Origin of the sequence: Luteolibacter sp. Populi (assembly GCF_040801775.1) — a bacterium.
Lineage (GTDB): Bacteria > Verrucomicrobiota > Verrucomicrobiia > Verrucomicrobiales > Akkermansiaceae > Haloferula.
Map to the genome: position 1 here is coordinate 1,554,792 of NZ_CP161812.1, position 21,338 is coordinate 1,576,129.

Sequence of the window (21,338 nt, forward strand, 5' to 3'; positions counted from 1 at the left end):
CCCGATCAGGTCCGCTCCCCGCTATTCTTAAGCCGGTGTCTCAGGGCGAGCCGACCGAGAGCCGCAGGAAGACGCGCTTCACCGGCTCGCTGGCCACGGCCTGCACCGCCACGCCGGCCGCACCGGGAGTCGGCGTGCAGGTCACCTTGAGCCCGCCTGCCGGGCCGGCCACGCCATCCGCTTCATACCAAGCGGCCAGATCGGGCGACCACTCGTAGGTCCCTGTTAGGCCGGCGATCGTCCGGGCATTCAGGGAGTGGCTGAAGCTGAAACCCGCGCCGCTCCCCGAGAGGTTCACCAGACCGGGGCTGAAGTGTCCCGGGTCCGTGCCGAGATAAGCCTCCACCGCATTCGCCAGCCCGTCCCCATCCGGGTCCGCCAGCAGCCCGCGGTCCGTCTGCGCGATGCCGTAGGCGGGGTCCGCGATCCATTCCCCGTAGCTCAGCGAGTTCAGGCCCAGCGCCTCGATCCCCTCGAACCAAACCTCCGCCATCCTGTCATAGCCGTCGTTGTCCGGATGGTTGATCCCGTTCGAGAAGAGCGCTTGGTTGATCGAGGCCAGGTTCGCCGGATTGGTCAGGAAGGGCGCATACTGGTCCACCCGCGTGACCTTCTTGCCCTGCGCTTGGAACGTGGGTACCAGGGTCTGGCGGATCCAAGCATTGTAGTTCACGATGCCTTGCTCGTAGTTGTACTTGGGCATGATCTCCGCCACGATGACGTGGCACTCCGGCCTGGTGGTGGTGATCGTCTGGACCAGCGCGTTCAGGCCATTGCTGTCCTGGGAATTCGTGCCGATTTTGAGCAGGATCACATCCGGATTGTCCACGGCCAGCCAGTTCAGGATGTTCTGGTTCAAGAAGCTGGCGGTCTGCCCGCCGTAGCCATTGTGCGCATTCTGCCCAAGGGCCGCCAGACTCGCCGGCGGCGTGCCCGCCGTATGGTTCAGCAACTCGCTGGACTGCCCCACGAAGATCGAGTCATAGCCCGCCGCATGCAGGCGATTGTAGAGGCCGCTGCGGTAGCCATACGCGTAGGGCTCGTTCCACACCGGATTGTCCGTGTAGCCCGCGGTGATCGAGTCACCCATCGGCATGATCCGCAGCGGGGTCCGGCCGGTGGTGAAATTCCACGTGCTGTCATCCGAGATTCCCGCGAAAGCATGCGCGAAGTGATCCTGTACCGCCCCGGCATCGATGCGCAGCGCGTAGCGGGTCAGCGGCGCGAGCTTGGGCGCAGGGCTGATGGTGAGCTTGTTCCCGGCCAGAGCGACCCGCGGATCGCCCACCGGGATCACCGTCTCCTGCGCGGTATCCAGATTGCGGATGCGGATCGAGCCGCCGCCGGCGGTGATGCTCTCATCGAAATTCGCCACCAGCGCGGTGCCGGGCGGGACGCCCGTGGCCCCGTCCGCCGGGCTGAGGCTCAAGATCGCGGGCGGCGTGCCATTATCCACCGCCACGCCGGCCGGCTCGCCGAAGACATCCAGCTCCCGCCAGACGAAGGCCCCGGCATTCGCTCCGCCATTTACCGGGTTCGCGGTGAAGCGCAGCGCCTCCACCCCGCTCGCCAGCAGCGGGCCGGGCCCGCTCATTACCACCCGCGTGGAACCGCTCCCGCTCAGCGGCTGGTAGTTCACTGTCGCCAGGTCCGCATAGCTCCCGCCCACCGGCTTCGCCTCGACCTTCCATGCCTGGTTGCCGAAGGCGACATTGACCCAAGCGGCGATCGATTGGATCGAGAAGATATCATAGCCCGAGCCATTCGACCCGGCACCGAGCTGATACTCCGCAATCGCGCCCACCGTGGTCCAGGCCCCGTCCACCGTGTTGGCCGCTGTAGCGAAGTTCCGGCCGTGGATGCCGTCCGAGAGCTCGACGGGGCTCGCGCCATTGCTGGTATTCCAGCCGCTCGTCAGCGGCGTGATGCCCTGCAGCAGATCGCTGGCGCTCGCCTCCGTGGCGAAGTTCATCTCAACCGGCGAGAATTCCTGCGCGCCGGGAGCCGCCGTGGCGAAGTTCCAGACCGTATCGTCCGCCGTGCCCGCGAAGGCATTCCCGCTGCTGTCGCTCACCACCCCCGCGCCAAGACGCACGACGTAATGGCTGGCTGGCGCGAGCAGCGCGCCGGCCCGGATCGTCAGCGTCCGCCCGGCCAGGCTGACCCGCGGGTCCGGCAGCGCGATCACCGTCTGCTGCTGGGTATCGGTATTCTTGAGCGTGATGCTACCGGAGCCGGTCACGACCGGCTCGTGGAAGACGGCCGTCAGGTTGACCCCCGCAGGCACCAGGCCCGCATTGTCCTCCGGTGTGCAGGCGCTCACCACCGGTGCTACGATATCCGTAGTACCCGCGGTGGCGGTTCCGGAAACATCGATCTCGCGGAAGACCGTGCCGCCCGCGGAATTGCCCGTGGTGTCCAGCACGTCGAAGCGGATGGCATCCACCCCCGTGGCCAGGATGCCCGTGCTATCCGTGACGCGGACCCGGGTCGAGCCGCCTTCCGTGGTCGTCGCGGAAAAGGGCTGGTAGTTCACCGTCACCAGCGCCTGGGTCTGGAAACTCGCCTGCCCCAGCAGGCGCACCCGCACCTCATAGCGCTGGTTGGCGAAACCGGCCCCCTGCCAGGCCGCGATCGATTGGATCCCGGTGAGGTCGTAGCCCAGCCCGCCCGGGCCCGCTCCCAGCACGAATTCCCGGAAAGACACATTGCTGCCGTCCTTCGCCCAGGCAGCACCGCTGAGCGCCCCCAGACCGGCGCTGTCCGCATCGCCGCCCGGATTACCATCGTTCAGGCCGTCCGGGCTCGAGCCGTTCAGATTCCAGACCCCGCCACTGCCACTGATCCCGGCCAGGAGGTCGGTGGAGCTTACGTCCGCGGCGAAGCTGAGCTCATCCGTCGTCGTGGACGGATTGTTAGGGCCGCCGACCCTCTCTGCGACCAGGGGTGCTGCACCGAGCCCGGCAGTCCCCGCCAGCCATGCCACCGCCAGCGGCACCGTCCAGCGCCATGGAATCGAAAATCGCTTCATGAAATATCGCTTGGGATCGAATTCTTCAGCCCGCCGTGGCCGGGCGCCGGCGCAGGACCAGCAAGGCCGCACCACACGCGCCTAACAGCACCGAGCCCGGCTCCGGCACGGTCGAGCTGCCGCTCACATCGATCTCGCGGGTCACGAAGGCTCCGGCATTGGCACCGCCGTTCACCGTGTTCGCGGTGAAGCGGATCGCGTCCACGCCGGTCACGCTCAGGTTGCTCAGGCTGACCATGGTCGAGCCCCCCGCCGCCCCGCCGAGCGGCTGGTAATTGATCGCCGCCAGGTCCGTGAAGCTGCCGCCGACCGGTCGCACCGCGATGGTCCAGGCCTGGTTGCCGAATCCGACATTGGTCCACGACGCGATCGTCTGGATCGAGATGAGGTCGTAGCCCAGCCCGTTCGTCCCGCCGCCGAGCGTATAGGTCGCCGTGGCACCCGAGGTGGTCCAGCCGCCATCGACCTGATTGCCCGCCGCCGCGAAGCTCTGGCCGTGGCTGCCGTCGGTCATCTCGTTCGGACTGGCACCGTTGGTGATGTTCCAGCCGGTCGTAACGGGGATCTTGCCATTGAGCAGATCGGAGCTGCTGACATTGGCCTGGTAGGCCAGTTCGTTGCCATCGTTGACTTCCGCAGTGGTGGCGGTGAAGTCATTCAGCAGGGTGACCGTGGCCTGTGCCGGCACAGCGGCCAGGACGAGAGCGGCCAGCGCAACGCGGCCGGATTGCAAAGACAGGGACTTGGGTTGTTTCATGGGTAGGAGGTGTCGGTGACGACTGGCACATCCCGGCGAGAAAATCCGGAACATGCGGTGATTCCCTCTTCTCCCGCGGCGTTAGCAGAATTCGCGGGGAATCTGCATTCCTGCTGAACAGGATCACGGGCATGCCTGAAATTTCCGAAAAATCCTGCTAACGTTCGCCCATCCCCGGAAATCCCTAAACAGCCGAGAACCCGAATGGAGCCAGAGGACACCCGAGAAGCCGAACTGGTCTGCCTGATCGCTCGCCACCAGGCGTGCCTGCATGCCTTTATCATCTCGCTGATGCCGGGCTTGGATGGTGTGGACGACGTGCTGCAGGAGACCAACATGGTCCTCTGGCAAAAGCGCGGGACCTACGAGACCGGCACCGACTTCCGCGCCTGGGCCTGCACCATCGCCCGCTTCAAGACGATGGCCCACCGCCGAAAGATCGCGCGTCTCGGCTTCCGCGCCTTCGAGGATGACCTGCTCGACATGCTGGCTGCGGAGTGCGAGACCGCGCCGGACGAGCTCGATGACCGGCTCCGCGCGCTAGAGAAATGCCTGGGCCGCTTGGGTGAGCCCGAACGCGGCCTGATCGAGCACCGCTATCATGCGGACACCGGTCTCCAAGGATTCGCCGCGCAATCCGGGCGGCCGGTGGAATCCCTCCGCGTCAGCCTCTTCCGCATCCGCGCCGCGCTGCGGAAATGCATCGCCTCCGAACTCGCCATCGCCAGCCTCCACTCCTCCTGACATGATGAACCGCAGGGAACTGGAAACACAGCTTCAGGCATTCTTCGACGGCAGCTTGGAGGAGGCGGACCTGCACGCACTGCAGCAGAAGTTGCGGGCCGATCCGGAGGCACGGGAATGCTATCGCGACTACCTGCTCCTGCACCATTCCCTGAGCTTCCGCGCCAAGCCGCCAGTCGCGCTACCCGTCATCCCTGCGCCTCCGGCTTCCCGCCTCCTGCGCTTCCCGCGGCGCGGGCTCCTGGCCGCGGCGGCAGTACTCATTCTCTCCGCAGTCGCCGGGATCCTCGCGTGGAATAACTCCCGGCGCCCGCCGCTGAGCTTCGCCACCAGCCCCGGCACGGACATCAGCGTGACCCGGGAGTTCTCCACGCGGCAACCGCTCCAGGGACCTTATCTCGAACCGGGCTCCCGGCTCGAGATCGGCCCCGGCACGATGGAGCTGCGTTTCACCTCCGGCGTGCGCGGTATCGTGCGCGGCCCGGCGGACCTCACGCTCTTCAGCAAGGACCTGCTCCAGATGGAGCGCGGCACGGCTTGGTTCCAGGTACCGGCGCAGGCCGCGGGCTTCACCGTCAGCACCCCGGACTTGGTGCTGAACGAGGTTGGCGCGGAATTCGGCATCGTCTCCGATCCCGCCTTCCTCTCGGAGGTCCACGTCTTCGATGGCAAGATCGAGGTGACGAACCGCCACGGTCGGAAATTCAGCAAGTGGGTGGAAGCCGGCACCGCACAAGCCGCCGCCGACAATGGCGGGTGGCAGGAGATCCCTGCACAACGCGACCGCTTCTTCACCAGCCTGCCCGGCGTCGAGCCGGAGTCGAACGTCATCGTCAGCCGCGAAAACAGCATGCTGCGGGAAGCCTACGCCGCCGAAGCCAGCGCGGACGACCTGCTGACCGGCATCCTGCCCGTGACCAGCGGCTGGAACCGCGACAACGACGCCGGTCCGCTGGAACTCACCGATGGGATTCATGGCGCGGCCTTCGAACAAATTCCCGGCGACAAGGTGCAGGGTGCCTGGACCACCGTGGGGGCGACCGCGGAATACCAGCTCGGCAGCGGCCCGAATGGCAATGGCTACAACATCACCATGATCCGCTCGATCGCGGACTGGGAGAATGTCGGCTTCGGTAACCAGGCTTGGACCATGGAGGTCAAGCCGGTCGGCGGCGATTGGAAGCGCCTGGTCGCCGAAGCCTACGGACCGCTCAATGCCCAGCCTCTAACCGGCGGCGGCGCGTCCAAGGTCACGGTGACCGGCAAGAACGGCCGTCTCGCCCAAGGCATCGAGGCCATCAAGATCACCGCCGGCCGCGTCCCCGGCTCGGTCGGCCACGCCTTCGTCTGGCGCGAGTTCGATGTCTTCGGTGCTCCAACGGAATCACCCGCCGCGAAGGATCTGCCGCCGCCTTGAACTCCGCATGCCCGAGCTTCTTCCCGCGCGGCAGACCGATTGATGATTGGAAGATTAGTGATTAAGCGCGAAGCGCATCAGCGTCTCCCTTTGATCGCCGTCAGCGAGCGCTCGATAAAGACCGACAGCTCGGCATCCGCCCCGCTGCGCGCGGCTTCCAATACCGGGATGCTGGCGGCCGAGCCGACCCGCCCGAGCAGCCGCGTCGCGGAGCGCCTCATCGAGGGCGGGGAACCCTCGAAATGACTGATCACCCGTTCCTCGATGGCGGGGCCGAAGCTGCCATAAACCTCTTCCCAGCGGTTGTGGTCCGCCACCCATAGCGCATCCGCCAGCGGGATCGCTTCGAGGTCCTTCCGGAGTGCCAGGAATTTCATCATGCTGTCGGGCACCTCGCCGGCTTGGGGAGAAAGTTTTGCCGCAGCGGCCCGCACGGCCACTTCCGTGCCATCCCCGGGCTCCGCCCAGACCATCAGCGCCCGGCAGATCTGATCCTGCATCGCCACATCACCTTCCTTTAGCAATTGCTTCATGCGGGCGACGATGTCCTTGCGATAAAGCTTCGGCTCCACGTCGGCGAGCCGCCCGATGCCGCTCCGCGCGCGCTCCAGATCGATGCTCTCGATCTCGCGGCGGTTCAACTCGTAGAAGGCGGGATTGGCGCGGTCCGACAGCTTGTTCAGATCGCCCGCGTCGAAGCTGGAGTTATCGACCTCGACCTCGATCACCCGCAGTTCGTCGATGACGCGTTTCACTTCGCCGAAGCGCTCGCAGAGCCGTGCCAATTCCCCGAGATCGCCGGAGATCCCGGAAACGACCATCAGGTAATCGGGATTCCGCGGATACATGTGCGAACTCGGGTCCGCACCGGTGGAGCGCATGATGTAGTCCTCGATCTGGCGGCGGCGGAAGCCTTCCAAGCCGCGCAGCCACAGCCCCGCGGCACTGCGGCCCGCCATCGCCGGATCACTCGCATAGCGGAGGATCTCCTTTTCCAAAGGATCGTATTGGATCTCCTGCTTCAGCTCGGCGAAGGAATCCGGACCTTTCTTCCCTTCCTCGCCGGCGTGGGTGATCGGCACGACGACGAGCTTGCCGGTTTCGGCCACCGGTTGATTGCCCTCCGTGAAAAGGAAGGGGAAGGCGATCAGCAGCGCGGTGCAGAAGATCGCCCCGAAGGTCGCCTTCAGCCGCGCCGCGGGATTGGCGGCCATCAGGAAGATCCAGGCGATCACCGCGGTGAACCCGGCCAGCATCAGGCGCTTGTCCTGCGTGGCACCGTCGATCACCCCACCCGGCCGGCCGCCGAAGGCGAGCAACAGCAGCACCAGCGCCACCGCGATCACGGCCCCCGCACCGAGCATCATCCGCAGCGGCGAGGCCCCCGCGACCGGCACATGCAGCGGCTCCTGGGCATACTGGACCGTTTGGAAGTTCGCGTCCAAGCCGGCCCCCTTCGGAATCCGGGAGAACTGCTCCAGCCCGCGGTCGCGCCGCTCGCCGGGATAAAATTTCTTCTGGCGGATCACCACATCCTCGTTCACGCGGAAGCGATGCTCGCAGGTCCCGCATTCGACCATCCGGTCCTGCAACTCCTGTCCGACCTTGAAGCGTTGCCCGCATCCAGGGCAACGGATTGCCAGCTTTTCGGCCTCGGTGTTTCGGTCATCCATGCGAGGCACCGATCATTGGCGGAAGGTTCCGGCAATGCAACCCGGGATACGCCGGGAAAATTTCATCGCTTCCCGATCCGGAGACCGCCCCCCTCCCGGAACTTTCCGGAATTCGCGCCCATTCGCGCCCATTCGCGGTTAATAACTTGCCTTGACCGTGAAAACGCACCGGGCTTGCAGCGCCGGAACCCCGCCGCTAACAAGAACCCATGTCGCCCGCCATCCAAGCCCTCCTCCTGCTCCAAGACCGCGACAAACGCCTGCGCGGCATGATCGAGGATCTCGAGCGCATCCCCAAGGACGAGACCCGCGCCAAGGAGCGTCTGGCAGGCGATCAGGCAGCGGTCAAAAACGCCCGCGATACCCTGATGGCCAACGAGGTGGACATCAAAAAGGTCGAACTGGATGCCGCCACCCGCCGCACCACCATCCTGCGCCTCAAGACCCAGCAATTCGAGACCCGCAAGAACGACGAATATCAGGCCCTGGGCCACGAGATCGTCCGCTACGACAAGGACGTCGACCTCTTGGAAACCAAGGAACTCGAGCTGATGGAGAAGGCCGACGCCCTGCGCACCGCGCTCGCCGCCGCCGAACAGGCCCTGGCCAAGACCAAACAGCGGGTCGATGAAGAATTGGCCATGCTCGCCGAGCGCCGCAAACGCGTCGAAGGTGAAGCCGCCGACCTGCGCCTCGAACGCGAACGCCTCGCCGCCGCGGTTCCGGAAGAGCAACTGCCCCTCTACGAGCGCCTGCTCAAGAACAAGAACGGCATCGCCGTCGTCCCCGCCATCGGCGGCAAGTGCAGCGGCTGCCACATCAAGCTGGTCACCTCCACCATGGTGAGGGTCAATTCAGGCTTGGACGGCGTGCAGTGCGAGAGCTGCGGACGCCTGCTCTACGGCGAGGATTGATGCCGGGAAGCCTGCGCTTCTAGAATGGACAGGAAATCCCCCCGCCTTATAGGGTGGCAGGCGGTCTCGGCCTAACCGATCTTGCCTCTAGTTACGGTGGCATGCCATTGCTAACTAAACCCGGCGAGAGGCATTTAGCCGATCGCGCCTCCACAAGCGCCGGAGGATTGAACCCTGTCTCCGAAGATGAAGCCCTGCCCTTCCTGCATCCGGTTGCTTTTACGCCTAACATTGATCTGGCACCTGACTCTTGGCCATGCGCAGGGGCGGGACTTGGTTCCTGAGCGTTGGATGGAAGATATGCAGGCCGTCGATGGTTCCGTCCAGCGCTGCCTCATATTTCGAACCGTTCCGGGAGTCAATTACCGGGTCGAAGTGTCAAACGATCTCGTCGGATGGCTGCCTGAGATGGAAATCTACGGCTTGGGACAGGAAATTGCCGCACCTCTTGTGGAGTTCATGCCTCCGCCGCCGACGGAAAGTCCGGAGCCGGGGCCACCGGTTTCGTCGATCTTTGTTTCCTTGACCATGCAGCCCTCCTCCCATGGGAGCGGCGGGACTGTCGTTTCGTGGCGATCTCTCGACAGCGGAGTGGCGGTCGTCTCGCGCATTCCGGAGCAACTGAATGCAAACTGGCTTAGCGTTCCCCTGTTCGCCCAAAGGCATGACGAATATCAGCTCTTCGTCATGCACCGGCCTTTGGCGATTTCCCCTCCGACCCAGAATCCTCCGCTAGGTTTCCGGGACACTGCCATGCTTGCCAAACTTCAGGAGCGATTCGCGGATATGAACGACGCCGTTACGGAGATGGAAAATCGCGCCCGTCTGGCACCCTTCCCGGCACCCGTTTCCCCCACCAGCCGGAGATTCTTAAGAATCCACGCCGACTGGGGTGTGGACTCCGATGAAGATGGAACCCCGGACTGGATGGAACACGAAGCTGCCGCCGATCCCAGCCATCCCGACCACGACCTTGGAGACGCATTCAACGCGGATGTAGATCAAGACGGGCAAGAGGACGACCAGCAGAAGGACTTCGACAAAGACGGAATCCTCAATCCGGAAGATGCTTCGAGCGAGGACATGCTGGTGAATTGGGAACGTAGTCCATCCGCACGGTATGCGGTTTTCGATCTCGTCGATCTTCCCGAACTTCCAGCGGGGGACAAGGTTCCCCTGCATGTTACGGACGATGGTAAAGTGCTTTTCAAAACAGGTGTCTGGTCATACGGATCTTTCAAAAACTTGATCCGGGTTGGGCCTCGGCTCGTGGACGCGAAGGCATTCGCCATGGGTGCATCGGGACGGATTCTCGGCTCTGCACGGGTGGACTTCGACGATGACGAATATGCAGAAAGCGGCTCAATTGTCTATTGGGACAACTTCCGGGCCGAACCGAGGATTGTGGAAATCGATATGGGCAATATGGGAATAGTCCACCCGATTGCTAGCTACTCTCTCTCCTATGGATTTCTCGACCCCGGAACGATGCTCGATGCCAGCGACCGGTTTTTCTGCGGGGAAAGATGGATCTCATGGCTTGAGCCTCTGAACGATCCGCCGGTCCCTCCAAAGCCATATGAGCAGAAGGGCGAGATTGTCAATCGGCTCTGGACGCTTCCGCAGGGGAACAATGGGCCTCCCGCCAAATCCTCGGCATTGCCTTACGCCACCAATCTGATCAGCGATTCGGTGTTTTGGGGTTTGGACTCAAGCAACGAAGGTAAATTGACGCTCAAATCCGGGCAAGTCACTTGGGTTGCCGACCACGCATCGCGAAGGGTCTCGGTTACGCCCTCGGGCGGATATTTGGCGTCTTACATCTGGCCTCCCGGAGCAGCAATGACGCAAGGGGGGGCGTGGAAGGGTGCTGGGGAATTGAAAGACGCCATCGAAATGAGCCGCCAAGGCTGGGCGATCCTGAACAGCATCCCACCCAAAATCTGGATGAACGGGCACACCCTCCCCTTCGAAAGCGCGGCCCCCGGCCTCCCCTCGAACTGGACGAGAAGCTTCGACCTCCGGGACTCCAGCCCTGCCGGAAACATCCTCGTTTACAGCGGCCAAGGTCCGGATGACCGCTACGGCTTGGCAGTTCCGATCCATATCGAAGACGTGGAAGAAAACACCGGCGTCGATTCGGTATCGATCACCTCCAGCCAACCGGGGTCGGCAGTCGCGCAGAAACACTGGATCATGGTGCCCTCGGGCGGCGAAAATACCTGTGTGTTCTGTTCAACGGCATCGTCAAGCAGCGAAACCGAGGCGGGCACCACTCTCGATCTGCTGGCACCAAACACCTCATTCACTCCTCCGACCCTCTGGGAAGAACGGCAAACCGTTAAACTCTCCGCGCCAGCCAACCTGAATACCTCGGACACCACGGTGAGGTTCTCCCTCGCCGGGCAGGAGGCCCTCAGCAAACCGGTGGGCCTCAAAATCATGAAAAAGCGCACGGTGAGGCTTACGGTTCACAAAATTGCCACGATCCGGAAGGATGCAGGAGGAAATGTCATTTCGCGCAATCCCCCGAATGTGGTCCCGACAAAGGAAGCTCTGGAGAATTATTTGAACAAAATTTATGGCCCTCAGATCAATGCGACATTCGATGTCGTGATGAATCCTCCTCAGGCGGGGGCATTTGTCGATATCGATTGGGACAAGGCCACGGGCGCGGATTTTGGGGTTCCGGATGGCGATATTGTTCCTGGAGACGCGAAGTTCCAATGCCGCACGGGGGACGACAATTTATCATCGGAGGAGACCATCCTCCGCGGCGGCGCTTACGACCCCGGCAGCGAGATCAACGCCTATCTGATGGGCGGAGCAAAAATCAACCTTGTCTCGGAATATCAGGGAAGACTCCTTCAAAAAGGTGGGAACTACGGCTACACAAAAGGAGAACCGCAAAACGTCGTCTACATTGACGGCGACACGGATGCCTTCGACGAATTCCTGAACCGGGATCCCGCCGCCGAGCAGTTGCACACGTTTGCCCATGAAATCGGGCATGTCTTATTCGGAGCGGGCCATCCCGATCAAGGAGGGGGACAGGCTCCTCTACCGGGGACCCGGCACTCCGACCGTCTCATGGTCAGCGGCGGTGGAGTGCGTCGTCCGGATCACGGGAAGCTCGTCGTGAAGGACGAATGGGACAAGGCAGAGGATTGGTTGGTGCAATTCGTCGATTCGAAAATTCAGCCTTAGTAATGAGACCTATTTCTATTTTGATCCCGTTGTTGGTAGTCTCTTGCGCTTTCGCGCAAAGCTCTTTTCCATCTCCCAGCGAAAGGGAATTGGACACGCAAAGGGAATCTCTTTCCCTCGTCCGGCTGTTGATTGAAGAATTGAAGTCCCAAGATCCGTCTGTCGCGGCGTTGAAGCTTGGCGAAATACTCCGGAAGACTGCCAGACAAAGCATCTATCAAGTGGAGGAACGTTGGGAGGTCCATCGACAGGCAAAGGAAGCATTGCTGGCGATCCCCGGGCATGCCCGGTACTTCGTGGAATATGTGGCCGCAGCCAAGGCACGGACAAAAGCCGCAGGAGTGGGCTCCCACGACACCGAACGGAGCCGGGTTTTCCAAACCTTCAAGCTCCTGCCCAGCGTAGAGGTGGTGCAAGCCTTGGGAGAGTATCTCGAAGACGATACCGATGAGCCGCCACCCGTGCAACCCCATCAAGACTATTCGACCACACCCGCCAACAGCACGCTTGCCGCCGATACCCTTCTCGCATTGATCGAAAATCCTCCGGTTCAGGCACACCTGCTGGCCAATCGCAAAGCGGACATCGAGACATGGAAACTCTGGTATGCCCAAGTCAAGGCCGGAACCCGCACGTTCAAGTTCAAGGGCGATGACAAAACCTATCGTCTAGCGGGGGAGGTAAGCGCATCTCCGGAGCCTCCACCCACCCCGCCTATAGCGGAATCTCCCCCACCAAGCCCCGCCGAGAATACGCCGCCGGCTACAAACGGGGAGCCCGCGGTACCTCGACCTCCCGGTCTTCCGCTCATCCTCTCGCTCGCGGTTTTGGCTGCCGCAGGCGTCGGCCTGTTGATCTCGAAACGCAAGGCGAAGCCATAGCATGAAGCGAATCCCGGCCGATCGCTGCCGGAATCTATCCACGCCGGAAACCCACCCTGCATTGAGATCCGCCGCCATATTCATTGCACTGTTGGTGGCTTCGCGGTCGCTTGCAGACGGCCCACCCGAACCTTCTTCTTCCGATCGCGAAGAATTGGACGTGCAAAGGGAAGCTCTTTCCCTCACCCGGCTGCTGATTGAAAAATTGAAGTCTGAAGATCCTTCGGTTGCGGCGTTGAAGCTCGGTCAAATACTTCGAAAGACTTCAAGACAAAGCATCTATCAAGTGGAAGAACGCTGGGAAGTTCATCGGCAGGCAAAAGAAGCCCTGCTTGCGATGCCCGGACATGCTGGATATTTCGTGGAACATGTGAAATCCTCAGGGGCGAAAGCAAAAGGCGGAGAGATTGATCGCTATGATTTCGATCGGATCGACCTTTTCGAGACCTTCAGACTCCTCCCCAGTGCGGAGGTGGTGCGAGCCTTGGGAGAGTATCTGGAAGACGATGCCGATGAGCCGCCACCGGTGCAACCTTGGCAAGACTATTCGACTACACCCGCCAACAGCCTACTGGCCGCAGGGAGCTTGGGGAGGCTGATTGACAAACCTCCCTTGCAGAAAGACCCCAGAATGTATGGCAAAAGCGACATTGAACCTTGGAAACTCTGGTACGCCCAGGTCAAAGCCGGAACGCGGGAGTTCAAGTTCAAGGGAGACGACAAGACCTATCGCCTAACGGGAGAGGCACCCCGATCTCCTGATCGTCCACACATTCCTCATGCGGAAGAATCTCCCACGCCAAGCCCGGCTGGAAATGCGTCCTCGGCTCCAGAAAGGACGCACACGGAACCGGCCTCATCTCGGCTTCCGCTCATCGCCTCATTGGCGGTCTTGGCTGCCGCCGGCGTCGGCCTGCTAATCTCCAGACGCAAGGCGAAGTCATAGATCCCGCCCGGGCGAACCCGCGGGCCTCACCGCGCCGTGCCGTCCGCGTTATAGAAGGCCTTGCGCCGCTCCTCGATCATCACCAGCCAGTTCATCATCGTGATCGGCGGCATTTCCGCGGGATGGGTGATGGGCTTCAGGTTGACTTTGATCTTATCGGCAGTGGCAGCGACCTCGCTGCCCATCTTGATGTCGAGCAAGTGGACCGGCTTCTGATCATCCAACCCCGTATCCCCGCCGAGATGGCCCAACTGGCCGGTGAACTTCACCTTGTTCGGGTCGTTGTCGGTGCCGTAGCGCTTCTCCGGTGCAAATAGCGAGGCCGGCGGATAGAAGGGCGAAGGCAGACCCGAGCCTGATGGCGGCATGGTCGGGACCGCGTTGAAGTCATCCCCGATGTAAAGCCGCAGGTTCGTGACCAGTGAAAAGCCCTTGGTGTAGGGGGTGAGGTTACCGCACTCCGTCAGCAGCACCCCATAGTCGAAGTCGCCTTCCCCGCACGGGATCTTCGGCTTGAAGGCGACCGGATTATTGAGGCCGGAGCTGGTGTAGTCCACGTTCACCGCCAGCGAATTGTTGAGCGAGACGTTGGAGCCGCCCACGGCGGCGAGGAAGCCCGGGATGCGTTCCGGATAGACGCAGATCGAGCGCTTGGTGCCGCGCAGGTTCCTCACCTCGAAGGGTGCCGCCCTCCGCCAGTAGCCGGTCTTGATGACACCTACGTTCGGGTCGCCAAAGGTCCCGTTGTTGAAGGCGATCGGGCCGGTCACCCCCCTCAGATAGACGAACTTGCTGCCGGCACCGTAGGCTACGTCCACCACCTGGGTGCCGAAGTTGTAGCTCGAGTTCTCGGCCGCGGCGAAGCTATAGCCCAACTCCAGCGCCGTCGGCGCGGGGTAGGTTTGCGGCAAGTTCACGTTCACCCGGGTGGTGCCGTTCATGAACGAGAAGCGCAGCATCGTCGGCGTCGGATCGGTGCCGCTTCTCACCCCGGTCACGTCCAGGCGCATCGCGCACTGCAGCGCACCCACCGAGTAGTTGTTCCAAGTCGTGGGCGAGAGCACGTTGGCCTCGTCGGAGTGGGCAAAGCGGTCGAAGAAATCCGCGCCGCGGTTGATCGGGATGAAGGCCGCCCGGCTCGATTCGGAACCCAGGCTCACCGGCATGAAGGTCCCGATGTGGTCCGCTTCGAATTGCTCGCGCACGCCGGGAGTAAGCGGATTGCCGCCCAAGGGATCGGGGCCCACCGTCACCCCGCTGCCGAGCGTCAGCCCGCGGCGGGCGGAGAGCCGTTCGAGGTGCATGCCGGCATCCACTTTCACCCGCGTGGTGTAGATACCGCCGCTGATATCGGCGTCCTGCCACGGCGTGCCATCGGCGTGCGAGCCGAGACTGGCGAACGCCTCCGCCGAGACTGCAAGCTGCGAAGGGATTTCGTAGATCGAGAGGATGAAGTCCCGCTCGTTGGCGCTCCCGCCATCTGCCGCGAAGCTTTTCAGCAAGGAGTTGCCCTCACCCAACTGCAAGCTGAAGGCCCACCAGTTCCGCTTGCACACGAAGTCCTCCCCCGGCGCGGAATAGCCGAAGCGGATGTCCGGATACTTGCTGACATTCATCTGCGGGTAAGCCGTCACCGGCAGCGACACCCCGCCGGGGCCGGAGGCGAGGCTCCCATAGGACTTCGCGGAACTGATGATCGGATAGAGTTTGTCGAGATCCCTCGTGGCGTCGCTGCCTTCCAGCGGCACCGGGAACCCGCCGCCCAGCGAGCGGTTCATGCCCGTGGACATGTAGCCGGGCTCCGGCTCGATCGCATCGAAGGTGGTCGCCAGATCCGCCAACGCATTGTCGCCGGCATTGGCCACGATCCCGTTGGTGCCGGCACCCATCTGGGTCATCAGCGCCGAGGACACCGAGGTCCGCGCATTCGCCTGATTCACCGAATCCGAGTAAATGTTCTGCCAGCGCAGCGGATCGCGCGCAGCGCCACTCCCGTTCGAACCGCTTTGCATCGCCCGGATCGCGCGGTTCGGGGTGATGTTGACCATCGCCCGCAGCACCGCGTCCTCCTTATCCGTGTAGTCCACGCGCAATTGGGTCTCCTTCTGCACCGTGTGCGCCTCCATCGCCCGCCGGTAGGAGGCGACCGTCAATAGCGTCAGGGTCAAGGCCGACGTGAGGACGAGGACATAGGAAACTAATCCTCGGCGGAGATGCTTGCGCGGGCGGGACGTCTTCATAACTGCTGGGTACCGGAATAGGTGATTTCCTCGCCGTTGGGCCCGGTAATGCGGGCGAGCAGGATCCCATCGACGACGGAGAAAGTAACATCGGTAGGCTTATTGCTCAGCGCCCATTCGGCGATGCCTAGCGCATTTGTGTCATCCACGACGGAGCGGAAGTAGAGACCCAAGCCCTTGTTTTCATCCAGCGGATCCTCGAAGGATAGCGCCGAGGCGCGGAAGGTTCCGTTCTGCTCCTTGAAGCGCAGCATCAGCACCTTCGCGTCCTTGAGGTCCTGGGGCTGGTTGTTGGTCACGTCGGAGACGCTGTGATATAGACGGAAGCCTTCCGCCGAGTTCATCACGCGCGAAAGATAGTTGTTAAGGATCGGGGCCTCCGTGGTCAGGAAGCTCTGCGCATTGAAGATCCGCAGGAAAGAGATTTGCTGGTTGAAGATCGCCAGCAGCATGAACGCCACCATGATCCCCATCATCATCGCCAGCGCGAGTTCGGTGAGTGTATAGCCGCCGCGGCGGCTACGGCGGAAACGTGGCAGGATGAGCTTCATTGCGAGCGGACCACGGTTCGGGATTTGTAGTAGGTGCGGGTGCCCACGGTGTAGCGGACCACGCTTTGCAAGCGCCATACTTCCATCGCGGAAGGATTCGTGACCGCCGTTCCGGTACCGTTCTTGCCAGGCATGTTGTTGGCATCCGGAACCCGTGTCCGGCTCACCGAGCCGCTGATCGCCCTGCCCCCGGGCAGCTTTCCGAAGGTTACCGGCGTGGTGGTGACCGTGGGATAGAGCGGCCACTGCGAATCCGTGCCGGTCACCGTCTCAAAGGACTGCCGCTGCGCGGAAGCTCTTTCAAAGGTCAGGTAAGCATCGGTGATCGACTGCTGGAGCGTCCACTGCCGCGGCGTGGTCACATTCAGCGAGAGCTTGAGCAGGGCTAGGCCCAGCGCCGTCAGCATCGTCATTCCCAGCGTGGCTTCCACCAGCACCGAACCGCGCCGCCGTCCGGGCTTGCGGCTGCGCCGGAAAAACCCGACTCTCCGCTCGTGCTTCACCGGATCCTGCACTTCGCGGCATGCCTCATGGGCCTGCTCTGGCTCGGCTCGGCCAGCCTGCATGCCCAGGCTTTGCTCGAACCGCCCTTCGGCCTGCGCTGGGGCGATACTCCCGAGAAGTTGATTGATTGGGCCTCCCGTCATTCCTTGGACGTTAACATTTCGCTCCCTGGAGATCAACCCGCCTTGCGGGTGGTCCGCATTTCGCCCAAGAGCGGCAAGCTCCCCGGCACCGCCGCCCAATCCGTGGAGGGCCGCTTCCACACCGGCCGGCTCTTCGAGGTCACGGTGAACTACCGCGATCCCGCGGCCACCGCGGATGAAGTGGAGACCCGCTTTAACAAGCTCAAGAAGGCGCTGGCCTCGGAATACGGCGAGCTTGTCGCCGACCGCCAGGACCGCAGCGTCAAGGACCAGTTCGCGACCCGCAGCCTGTCCTTCCACCGCGAGCCGGTGAAGGGACTCTTCCTGCTGCTGGCCTACACCGAGGTCGAGGACCAGGTCCGGCATAGCCGGGAGGCCACCTTCTCGCTGCTCTATCGCAACGACAACCTGCGGCAGGATCTCGAAAAACTCCTCGCCCCCGCCGCGCCGGTGAAGGGCGACGGGGACAAGTGAATGGGAGGGATGTTTCATGGCCGTGGACTGGATGGCGACTTATCCGGACCGGCCGCGATTATTCCTGCGTGGTCACGGACGCGTTCATCTGGATCGTTCGATTCAGGTTGAAGGTCACATAGGCCAGTCGATCCACGCCGAAGGGCGTGGAGGTCAGCAATTCCATGGTCCATTGGCCGTCGCTGTCCTCCACCTCGTTGAACGCGGACTCGTAGTTCGAGAGCGACAAGGTCAGGTTGTGCGGGATGGTGTCCTTGATCAGACGCGATGATCCGGGAACGATGAAGCCGGTCCGGCCGAGCGTCGGAGCGCCCTTGTAGACCTGCGCGTAGGTGTGCGAGTCCGGATAGACATCATTCGCCGTCAGCGTGACATTTGGCAGCGCGAAGCGGATCAGCTGGCCGTTGGTGATGCCCGAGATGGCACCGTCCGCCACCGGCCAGATCTGCACGAACTGCGAGGCCAGCACCTGCGGCATGACTTGGTAGTCTTCCAGCGACATCGCCGTGAAGCGCTCCTCGCCGCGCACCTTCGCCCGGTTCGAACCGGCGATCTGGATGATCGGGTAGACGAAGGTGAAGGGATTACCCTCCGGCGAGTTGTGCTCGATGGCCAGGGACTCAATCTGGGTCGCCTGGGCACGGTTGAGATTCACCCCGGTGCCGGTGGCGCCATAAGACTGCACGTAGTGTTCGAAATCGATCGCCTTGGAGGCATCCGGTGCGCCGGCATCACTCAGAAGTTGAGCCACCGACAGCCGCACCGTGAACGGCTCGTTACACCGGGTCCGCGGGATGATGTTGTAGCTGTCCCCGGTGAAAATCGCAACGGTCGCCTGCGGCACATAGGTTCCCACATACTGCTCGGCCAGCAGGTAATCGATCGGCGGATTCACGTTCTTGGTCGTCCACAGCTCGAAGCGGGCACCACCGGGATCAATCGCCAGCGGCGACAACGCCGAGGCGCTGGCAGCGACATTGTTGACCCGCCAATCCACCCCGCTGGGCAATTGCACCTGACGGATCTGGTTGCTGAAGGTGGCCTGGGCATGCGCCAGGACCGGGAAGGCCATGACGGCCAGAATGGACAAGGGAAGGGATGAAGATTTCATTTCACGTCGGCGGTCGGAGTTGGCGGAACTTTGAGCGGCAGCACGGAGATCGGCCCTTCCTGGAAGGTAGCGACCACCAAACGGGTCTCTTTTTCGAAGGACTTCAGCACCGCTTCCGAAAGCGGTTCGTTCCCTTCGGCTTGCACCCGGCTCACCGGGCTATTGGTCAGCCAAGCGCGGTTCTGGGCCAGAAAGGCGTCGAAGGCCACGAACTGCGCTCCGTCCTGCATGCCGATCCGGTCGGCCAGATTCTTCGGCACGTGGAGCACCGCGCGCTTCGGAACCATGGTGGCCAGGCCGTGGAAGCAGATGATGTCCGAGACGGCCAGCAAGCTCCGGGGCTCCGGAGGCTTCGGCCGCTTCTCGGGCGGCACCGGCTTGAGGAACAGTTTGGCTTCCTGCTGCTCCTGCCTGGCCTGTTCTACCTTCGCCACGCGGGAGGCTTCCACGATCGTGTCGTGGGTTGCCGCATCGCGCATGCCGGTCGCCTCGGGAGCTTGCTCCGGCTCCGCCCGGCTCGCCGGCATTGCCGCCAGCGCCAGCACGCAAATCCACTTCGGGGCGCTGAGACGGCCCGCTTCGATCCGGGTCGTCTTCATAGGGTTTCAAAGGTGACGAGCAGCACCATGTCCTGAAGGTCGTAGCCCTGGTCGGAGATCTGCGAGTCGTGGTGCGTTAGCTCCATGAATACGATGCAGTCCATCGGCCCGATCTTCACCCGGCCTGCCGCGTCCAGATAGGGCTTCAGGAAGCTCTCCAGTGTCGGCGCGTTGTGCAGCGGATAGGTCGTCGGTGGCATTTCCCCGTTGACCAGGATCCGGACGTTCTTCGTACCGCTCTGGGAGTTGAAGTAAGGACCCCAGGAATTGTTGTAAAAGTAGCGTCCGCCGAAGCGCAGCTTCTGCCCGACGTTGACGTAGGTGCTTGACGTGGCCCGCGACCACACAACTGTGGCCGGATTCACGTTGGGATTCGTGTTGTAGAAGATCCGGCTGTAAGTGCCGCCGTTGAAGCTGAGCTGCGCTTCCGTGGGCACGAAGCTGAAGTTGTTGCTGCCGCTCTGGGCGACCGTCACGCCCGCACCGATCACGCGGACCTTGGCTTTCAGCTTCACCTTCGGCTCGATGTAGGTGTCCCCGCCGCCGCCGCCGGGATCCGAGGGATCGTTGACCTTGACGTAGTCCTGAACGATCGATGGATACGAGATGTTCCAGGTCAGGGTCGGGTGAGTGCCCGGCTGGACGATCTTCGGGAAGGCAGACAACGTACCCACCGGAATCGACGGATTCGTGGACTGGGCGAACAGGGCACGCGGTGCGGACACACCGGTGGCAAGGAGGACTGCCGCAAGGGCAGCCATACGGCTGGTTTTCATGGCTGGTTTCGGGTGAACAGTGAACGACTGCGTCAGCCCCCCTGAGGTTCCCCGCGGCAGTGGGACTTTGGCCGCGGGAAAAGGGGGACCCGGCGAGGGGTGCCGGACACGGGACGGCTCGTAAGAGAGCCGGACCGTGCCCGCTCGGGACAGAGTCCCCCGCCGGGTCTCCGGAAAGACGATCGCAAAATCGCCTCTCCGGACAGATTCAGTCTATGTAAGGCATGGACGATTTCTCGTCCGGGTGTGTGTCTATCGGGTGTGGGAACAGCAATTGTCAGGTTGCTTGTCGGGTGATCTTTATCGCTTCGCTCAGCGCTGCGGCAGCCCGCCGCCCCAGCCGGACCAAGGTCCGCGGGGCACGTCACGGGATTCGACGAAGCGCCATTGGACGCGCTCGCCACTGCGGAAACCAAGGAAATCGCGCACGGCCGGGCTGATGTCGATGCCGGCGGCATTGTTGCGGTTGCCGCGTGGCGGCTCGCTACCGAAAACGTACTGCCAGTGGTCCACCTCGAAGGGGCCCACATCCTCCCACTGCGCATAGCAGACCTTGCCCTCGCGGTGGATCGCCACCCAGCGGCCCTTGCAGACTGAGATCCCGTCCCCGCGATAGTCGCGCCAGAACCAGGGAATCACCTCGGAGGCTTCCGCCCGGTGGCCGCCGCCCCGCGCCACGTCATTGTAGGGCAGCGCGATGTAGAAAGGATTCAGCTTCGGCGTGAAAGCGGCAGGCAGGTAGCCGCTGCGGTGCTCCGGATCGTCGTAGCCGCCGAAGTTCGCCTGCCAGTTCATGTCCCAGGAACTCATCGTGTTCGGCACCGGGTTATGCTGGGTCGGCTGTTCGCCGATCCAGAATACCGTGCCGACCACATTGCCACGCCAGGCGGCGGGCTCGAACCGGGAGTCCTGATCTGCCTCCACCACCACGCGGGCGCGGTCCGGAATTCCGAAGGGATCACTCAATCCCGGCAGGGCTTGCCGGCGGTTTTCCAAAAGATCCCCGTGCAACTGCTCCAGCCGGTCGCCCAAGAGCGATACGGCCCCCGCAGCCGGTACCAATACCGGAGCGAGCGCTAGAAGCAGGATAGGGAGGGAAAACTTCATGGAGTGAGTTTTAAAAAAACTGCCCGTCAGGGCTCTCTTCGCGGCGCAGTATGGACAATCAGGAAATTCAAACAAGTAATTTCTAACGAATTTTTGAACGATTTGCAGGTCAAGTTGTCTAAGCGACCTCTTCGAATAAGATCACTCGAAATCAACGGCTTGTGCCGGATTCAACAAAAATCGCGGACGTCTACAGACCCCGCGGAGAGCGGCGGCACGGAGAAAAAATGTCCCGCTCCAACGTCACTCCCCCGCCCTGCCCG

Annotated in this window: 17 protein-coding genes; 7 read left to right on the forward strand and 10 right to left on the reverse strand. The window is 62.7% G+C overall.

Features of this window, described 5'->3' with window-relative positions; genetic code table 11:
- Nucleotides 1–40: 40 nt before the first annotated feature.
- Both ABWK72_RS06100 and ABWK72_RS06105 read right to left on the reverse strand, forming a co-directional pair.
- Entirely contained in the window at nucleotides 41–3,031 is a 2,991-nt protein-coding gene (locus ABWK72_RS06100) for an Ig-like domain-containing protein (RefSeq protein ID WP_367873896.1), read from the reverse strand.
- A gap of 25 nt (nucleotides 3,032–3,056) precedes the next feature.
- The gene (locus ABWK72_RS06105; RefSeq protein ID WP_367873897.1) at nucleotides 3,057–3,788 is read right to left on the reverse strand and encodes a hypothetical protein; all 732 of its coding nucleotides are present in this window, start codon (nucleotides 3,786–3,788) and stop codon (nucleotides 3,057–3,059) included.
- Between the two features lie 204 nt (nucleotides 3,789–3,992).
- Between ABWK72_RS06105 and ABWK72_RS06110 the strand changes: the two genes are divergently transcribed.
- Complete coding sequence (locus tag ABWK72_RS06110) at nucleotides 3,993–4,532, forward strand: sigma-70 family RNA polymerase sigma factor (RefSeq protein WP_367873898.1); 540 nt, start codon at nucleotides 3,993–3,995, stop codon at nucleotides 4,530–4,532.
- A 1-nt stretch (nucleotide 4,533) separates the two neighbouring features.
- Nucleotides 4,534–5,949, forward strand: coding sequence for a hypothetical protein (locus ABWK72_RS06115; protein WP_367873899.1), 1,416 nt, complete (start codon nucleotides 4,534–4,536; stop codon nucleotides 5,947–5,949).
- Nucleotides 5,950–6,026: 77 nt separating this feature from the next.
- On the opposite strand, the gene ABWK72_RS06120 is transcribed toward ABWK72_RS06115, so the two are convergent.
- Nucleotides 6,027–7,622 carry a hypothetical protein gene (locus ABWK72_RS06120; protein ID WP_367873900.1) on the reverse strand — a complete coding sequence of 532 codons (1,596 nt, stop codon included), beginning with the start codon at nucleotides 7,620–7,622 and terminating at the stop codon, nucleotides 6,027–6,029.
- Nucleotides 7,623–7,831: 209 nt separating this feature from the next.
- Here ABWK72_RS06120 and ABWK72_RS06125 point away from each other — a divergent pair, with 209 nt between their 5' ends.
- The 4 genes from ABWK72_RS06125 to ABWK72_RS06140 all read left to right on the forward strand — a co-directional run bounded on the left by ABWK72_RS06125 (nucleotide 7,832) and on the right by ABWK72_RS06140 (nucleotide 13,570).
- Nucleotides 7,832–8,536 carry a zinc ribbon domain-containing protein gene (locus tag ABWK72_RS06125; protein WP_367873901.1) on the forward strand — a complete coding sequence of 235 codons (705 nt, stop codon included), beginning with the start codon at nucleotides 7,832–7,834 and terminating at the stop codon, nucleotides 8,534–8,536.
- A 186-nt stretch (nucleotides 8,537–8,722) separates the two neighbouring features.
- Complete coding sequence (locus ABWK72_RS06130; RefSeq protein WP_367873902.1) at nucleotides 8,723–11,743, forward strand: hypothetical protein; 3,021 nt, start codon at nucleotides 8,723–8,725, stop codon at nucleotides 11,741–11,743.
- A 2-nt stretch (nucleotides 11,744–11,745) separates the two neighbouring features.
- Nucleotides 11,746–12,624, forward strand: a complete 879-nt coding sequence (locus tag ABWK72_RS06135) for a hypothetical protein (protein WP_367873903.1) — start codon at nucleotides 11,746–11,748, stop codon at nucleotides 12,622–12,624.
- A gap of 1 nt (nucleotide 12,625) precedes the next feature.
- Nucleotides 12,626–13,570, forward strand: a complete 945-nt coding sequence (locus ABWK72_RS06140) for a hypothetical protein (protein WP_367873904.1) — start codon at nucleotides 12,626–12,628, stop codon at nucleotides 13,568–13,570.
- A 26-nt stretch (nucleotides 13,571–13,596) separates the two neighbouring features.
- Here ABWK72_RS06140 and ABWK72_RS06145 read toward each other — a convergent pair whose 3' ends face one another.
- The 3 genes from ABWK72_RS06145 to ABWK72_RS06155 all read right to left on the reverse strand — a co-directional run bounded on the left by ABWK72_RS06145 (nucleotide 13,597) and on the right by ABWK72_RS06155 (nucleotide 16,864).
- Complete coding sequence (locus ABWK72_RS06145) at nucleotides 13,597–15,738, reverse strand: hypothetical protein (RefSeq protein WP_367873905.1); 2,142 nt, start codon at nucleotides 15,736–15,738, stop codon at nucleotides 13,597–13,599.
- Nucleotides 15,739–15,806: 68 nt separating this feature from the next.
- The gene (locus tag ABWK72_RS06150) at nucleotides 15,807–16,361 is read right to left on the reverse strand and encodes a hypothetical protein (protein WP_367873906.1); all 555 of its coding nucleotides are present in this window, start codon (nucleotides 16,359–16,361) and stop codon (nucleotides 15,807–15,809) included.
- Complete coding sequence (locus ABWK72_RS06155; RefSeq protein ID WP_367873907.1) at nucleotides 16,358–16,864, reverse strand: hypothetical protein; 507 nt, start codon at nucleotides 16,862–16,864, stop codon at nucleotides 16,358–16,360. The genes ABWK72_RS06150 and ABWK72_RS06155 overlap by 4 nt, the downstream gene beginning before the upstream one ends.
- Between ABWK72_RS06155 and ABWK72_RS06160 the strand changes: the two genes are divergently transcribed.
- Nucleotides 16,856–17,482: a hypothetical protein gene (locus ABWK72_RS06160; RefSeq protein ID WP_367873908.1), complete on the forward strand. Its 627-nt coding sequence runs from the start codon at nucleotides 16,856–16,858 to the stop codon at nucleotides 17,480–17,482. The two genes, ABWK72_RS06155 and ABWK72_RS06160, sit on opposite strands and share 9 nt — an antisense overlap.
- Before the next feature lie 58 nt (nucleotides 17,483–17,540).
- On the opposite strand, the gene ABWK72_RS06165 is transcribed toward ABWK72_RS06160, so the two are convergent.
- The 4 genes from ABWK72_RS06165 to ABWK72_RS06180 form a co-directional block, all read right to left on the reverse strand.
- Complete coding sequence (locus ABWK72_RS06165; RefSeq protein WP_367873909.1) at nucleotides 17,541–18,554, reverse strand: hypothetical protein; 1,014 nt, start codon at nucleotides 18,552–18,554, stop codon at nucleotides 17,541–17,543.
- Nucleotides 18,555–18,589: 35 nt separating this feature from the next.
- Entirely contained in the window at nucleotides 18,590–19,192 is a 603-nt protein-coding gene (locus ABWK72_RS06170) for a hypothetical protein (protein ID WP_367873910.1), read from the reverse strand.
- Nucleotides 19,189–19,968 carry a hypothetical protein gene (locus ABWK72_RS06175; protein WP_367873911.1) on the reverse strand — a complete coding sequence of 260 codons (780 nt, stop codon included), beginning with the start codon at nucleotides 19,966–19,968 and terminating at the stop codon, nucleotides 19,189–19,191. The genes ABWK72_RS06170 and ABWK72_RS06175 overlap by 4 nt, the downstream gene beginning before the upstream one ends.
- Before the next feature lie 312 nt (nucleotides 19,969–20,280).
- Entirely contained in the window at nucleotides 20,281–21,075 is a 795-nt protein-coding gene (locus tag ABWK72_RS06180; protein ID WP_367873912.1) for a hypothetical protein, read from the reverse strand.
- Between the last annotated feature and the right edge of the window lie 263 nt (nucleotides 21,076–21,338).

What these genes read in the sequence shown, in the direction of transcription:
- ABWK72_RS06175 (WP_367873911.1), bottom strand. Translation starts at nt 19,968, where the DNA reads ATGAAAACCAGCCGTATGGCTGCCCTTGCGGCAGTCCTCCTTGCCACC.
- ABWK72_RS06125 (WP_367873901.1), top strand. Translation starts at nt 7,832, where the DNA reads ATGTCGCCCGCCATCCAAGCCCTCCTCCTGCTCCAAGACCGCGACAAA.
- ABWK72_RS06110 (WP_367873898.1), top strand. Translation starts at nt 3,993, where the DNA reads ATGGAGCCAGAGGACACCCGAGAAGCCGAACTGGTCTGCCTGATCGCT.
- ABWK72_RS06140 (WP_367873904.1), top strand. Translation starts at nt 12,626, where the DNA reads ATGAAGCGAATCCCGGCCGATCGCTGCCGGAATCTATCCACGCCGGAA.
- ABWK72_RS06115 (WP_367873899.1), top strand. Translation starts at nt 4,534, where the DNA reads ATGATGAACCGCAGGGAACTGGAAACACAGCTTCAGGCATTCTTCGAC.
- ABWK72_RS06105 (WP_367873897.1), bottom strand. Translation starts at nt 3,788, where the DNA reads ATGAAACAACCCAAGTCCCTGTCTTTGCAATCCGGCCGCGTTGCGCTG.
- ABWK72_RS06150 (WP_367873906.1), bottom strand. Translation starts at nt 16,361, where the DNA reads ATGAAGCTCATCCTGCCACGTTTCCGCCGTAGCCGCCGCGGCGGCTAT.
- ABWK72_RS06165 (WP_367873909.1), bottom strand. Translation starts at nt 18,554, where the DNA reads ATGGCCTTCCCGGTCCTGGCGCATGCCCAGGCCACCTTCAGCAACCAG.
- ABWK72_RS06120 (WP_367873900.1), bottom strand. Translation starts at nt 7,622, where the DNA reads ATGGATGACCGAAACACCGAGGCCGAAAAGCTGGCAATCCGTTGCCCT.
- ABWK72_RS06170 (WP_367873910.1), bottom strand. Translation starts at nt 19,192, where the DNA reads ATGAAGACGACCCGGATCGAAGCGGGCCGTCTCAGCGCCCCGAAGTGG.
- ABWK72_RS06135 (WP_367873903.1), top strand. Translation starts at nt 11,746, where the DNA reads ATGAGACCTATTTCTATTTTGATCCCGTTGTTGGTAGTCTCTTGCGCT.
- ABWK72_RS06100 (WP_367873896.1), bottom strand. Translation starts at nt 3,031, where the DNA reads ATGAAGCGATTTTCGATTCCATGGCGCTGGACGGTGCCGCTGGCGGTG.
- ABWK72_RS06180 (WP_367873912.1), bottom strand. Translation starts at nt 21,075, where the DNA reads ATGAAGTTTTCCCTCCCTATCCTGCTTCTAGCGCTCGCTCCGGTATTG.
- ABWK72_RS06130 (WP_367873902.1), top strand. Translation starts at nt 8,723, where the DNA reads ATGAAGCCCTGCCCTTCCTGCATCCGGTTGCTTTTACGCCTAACATTG.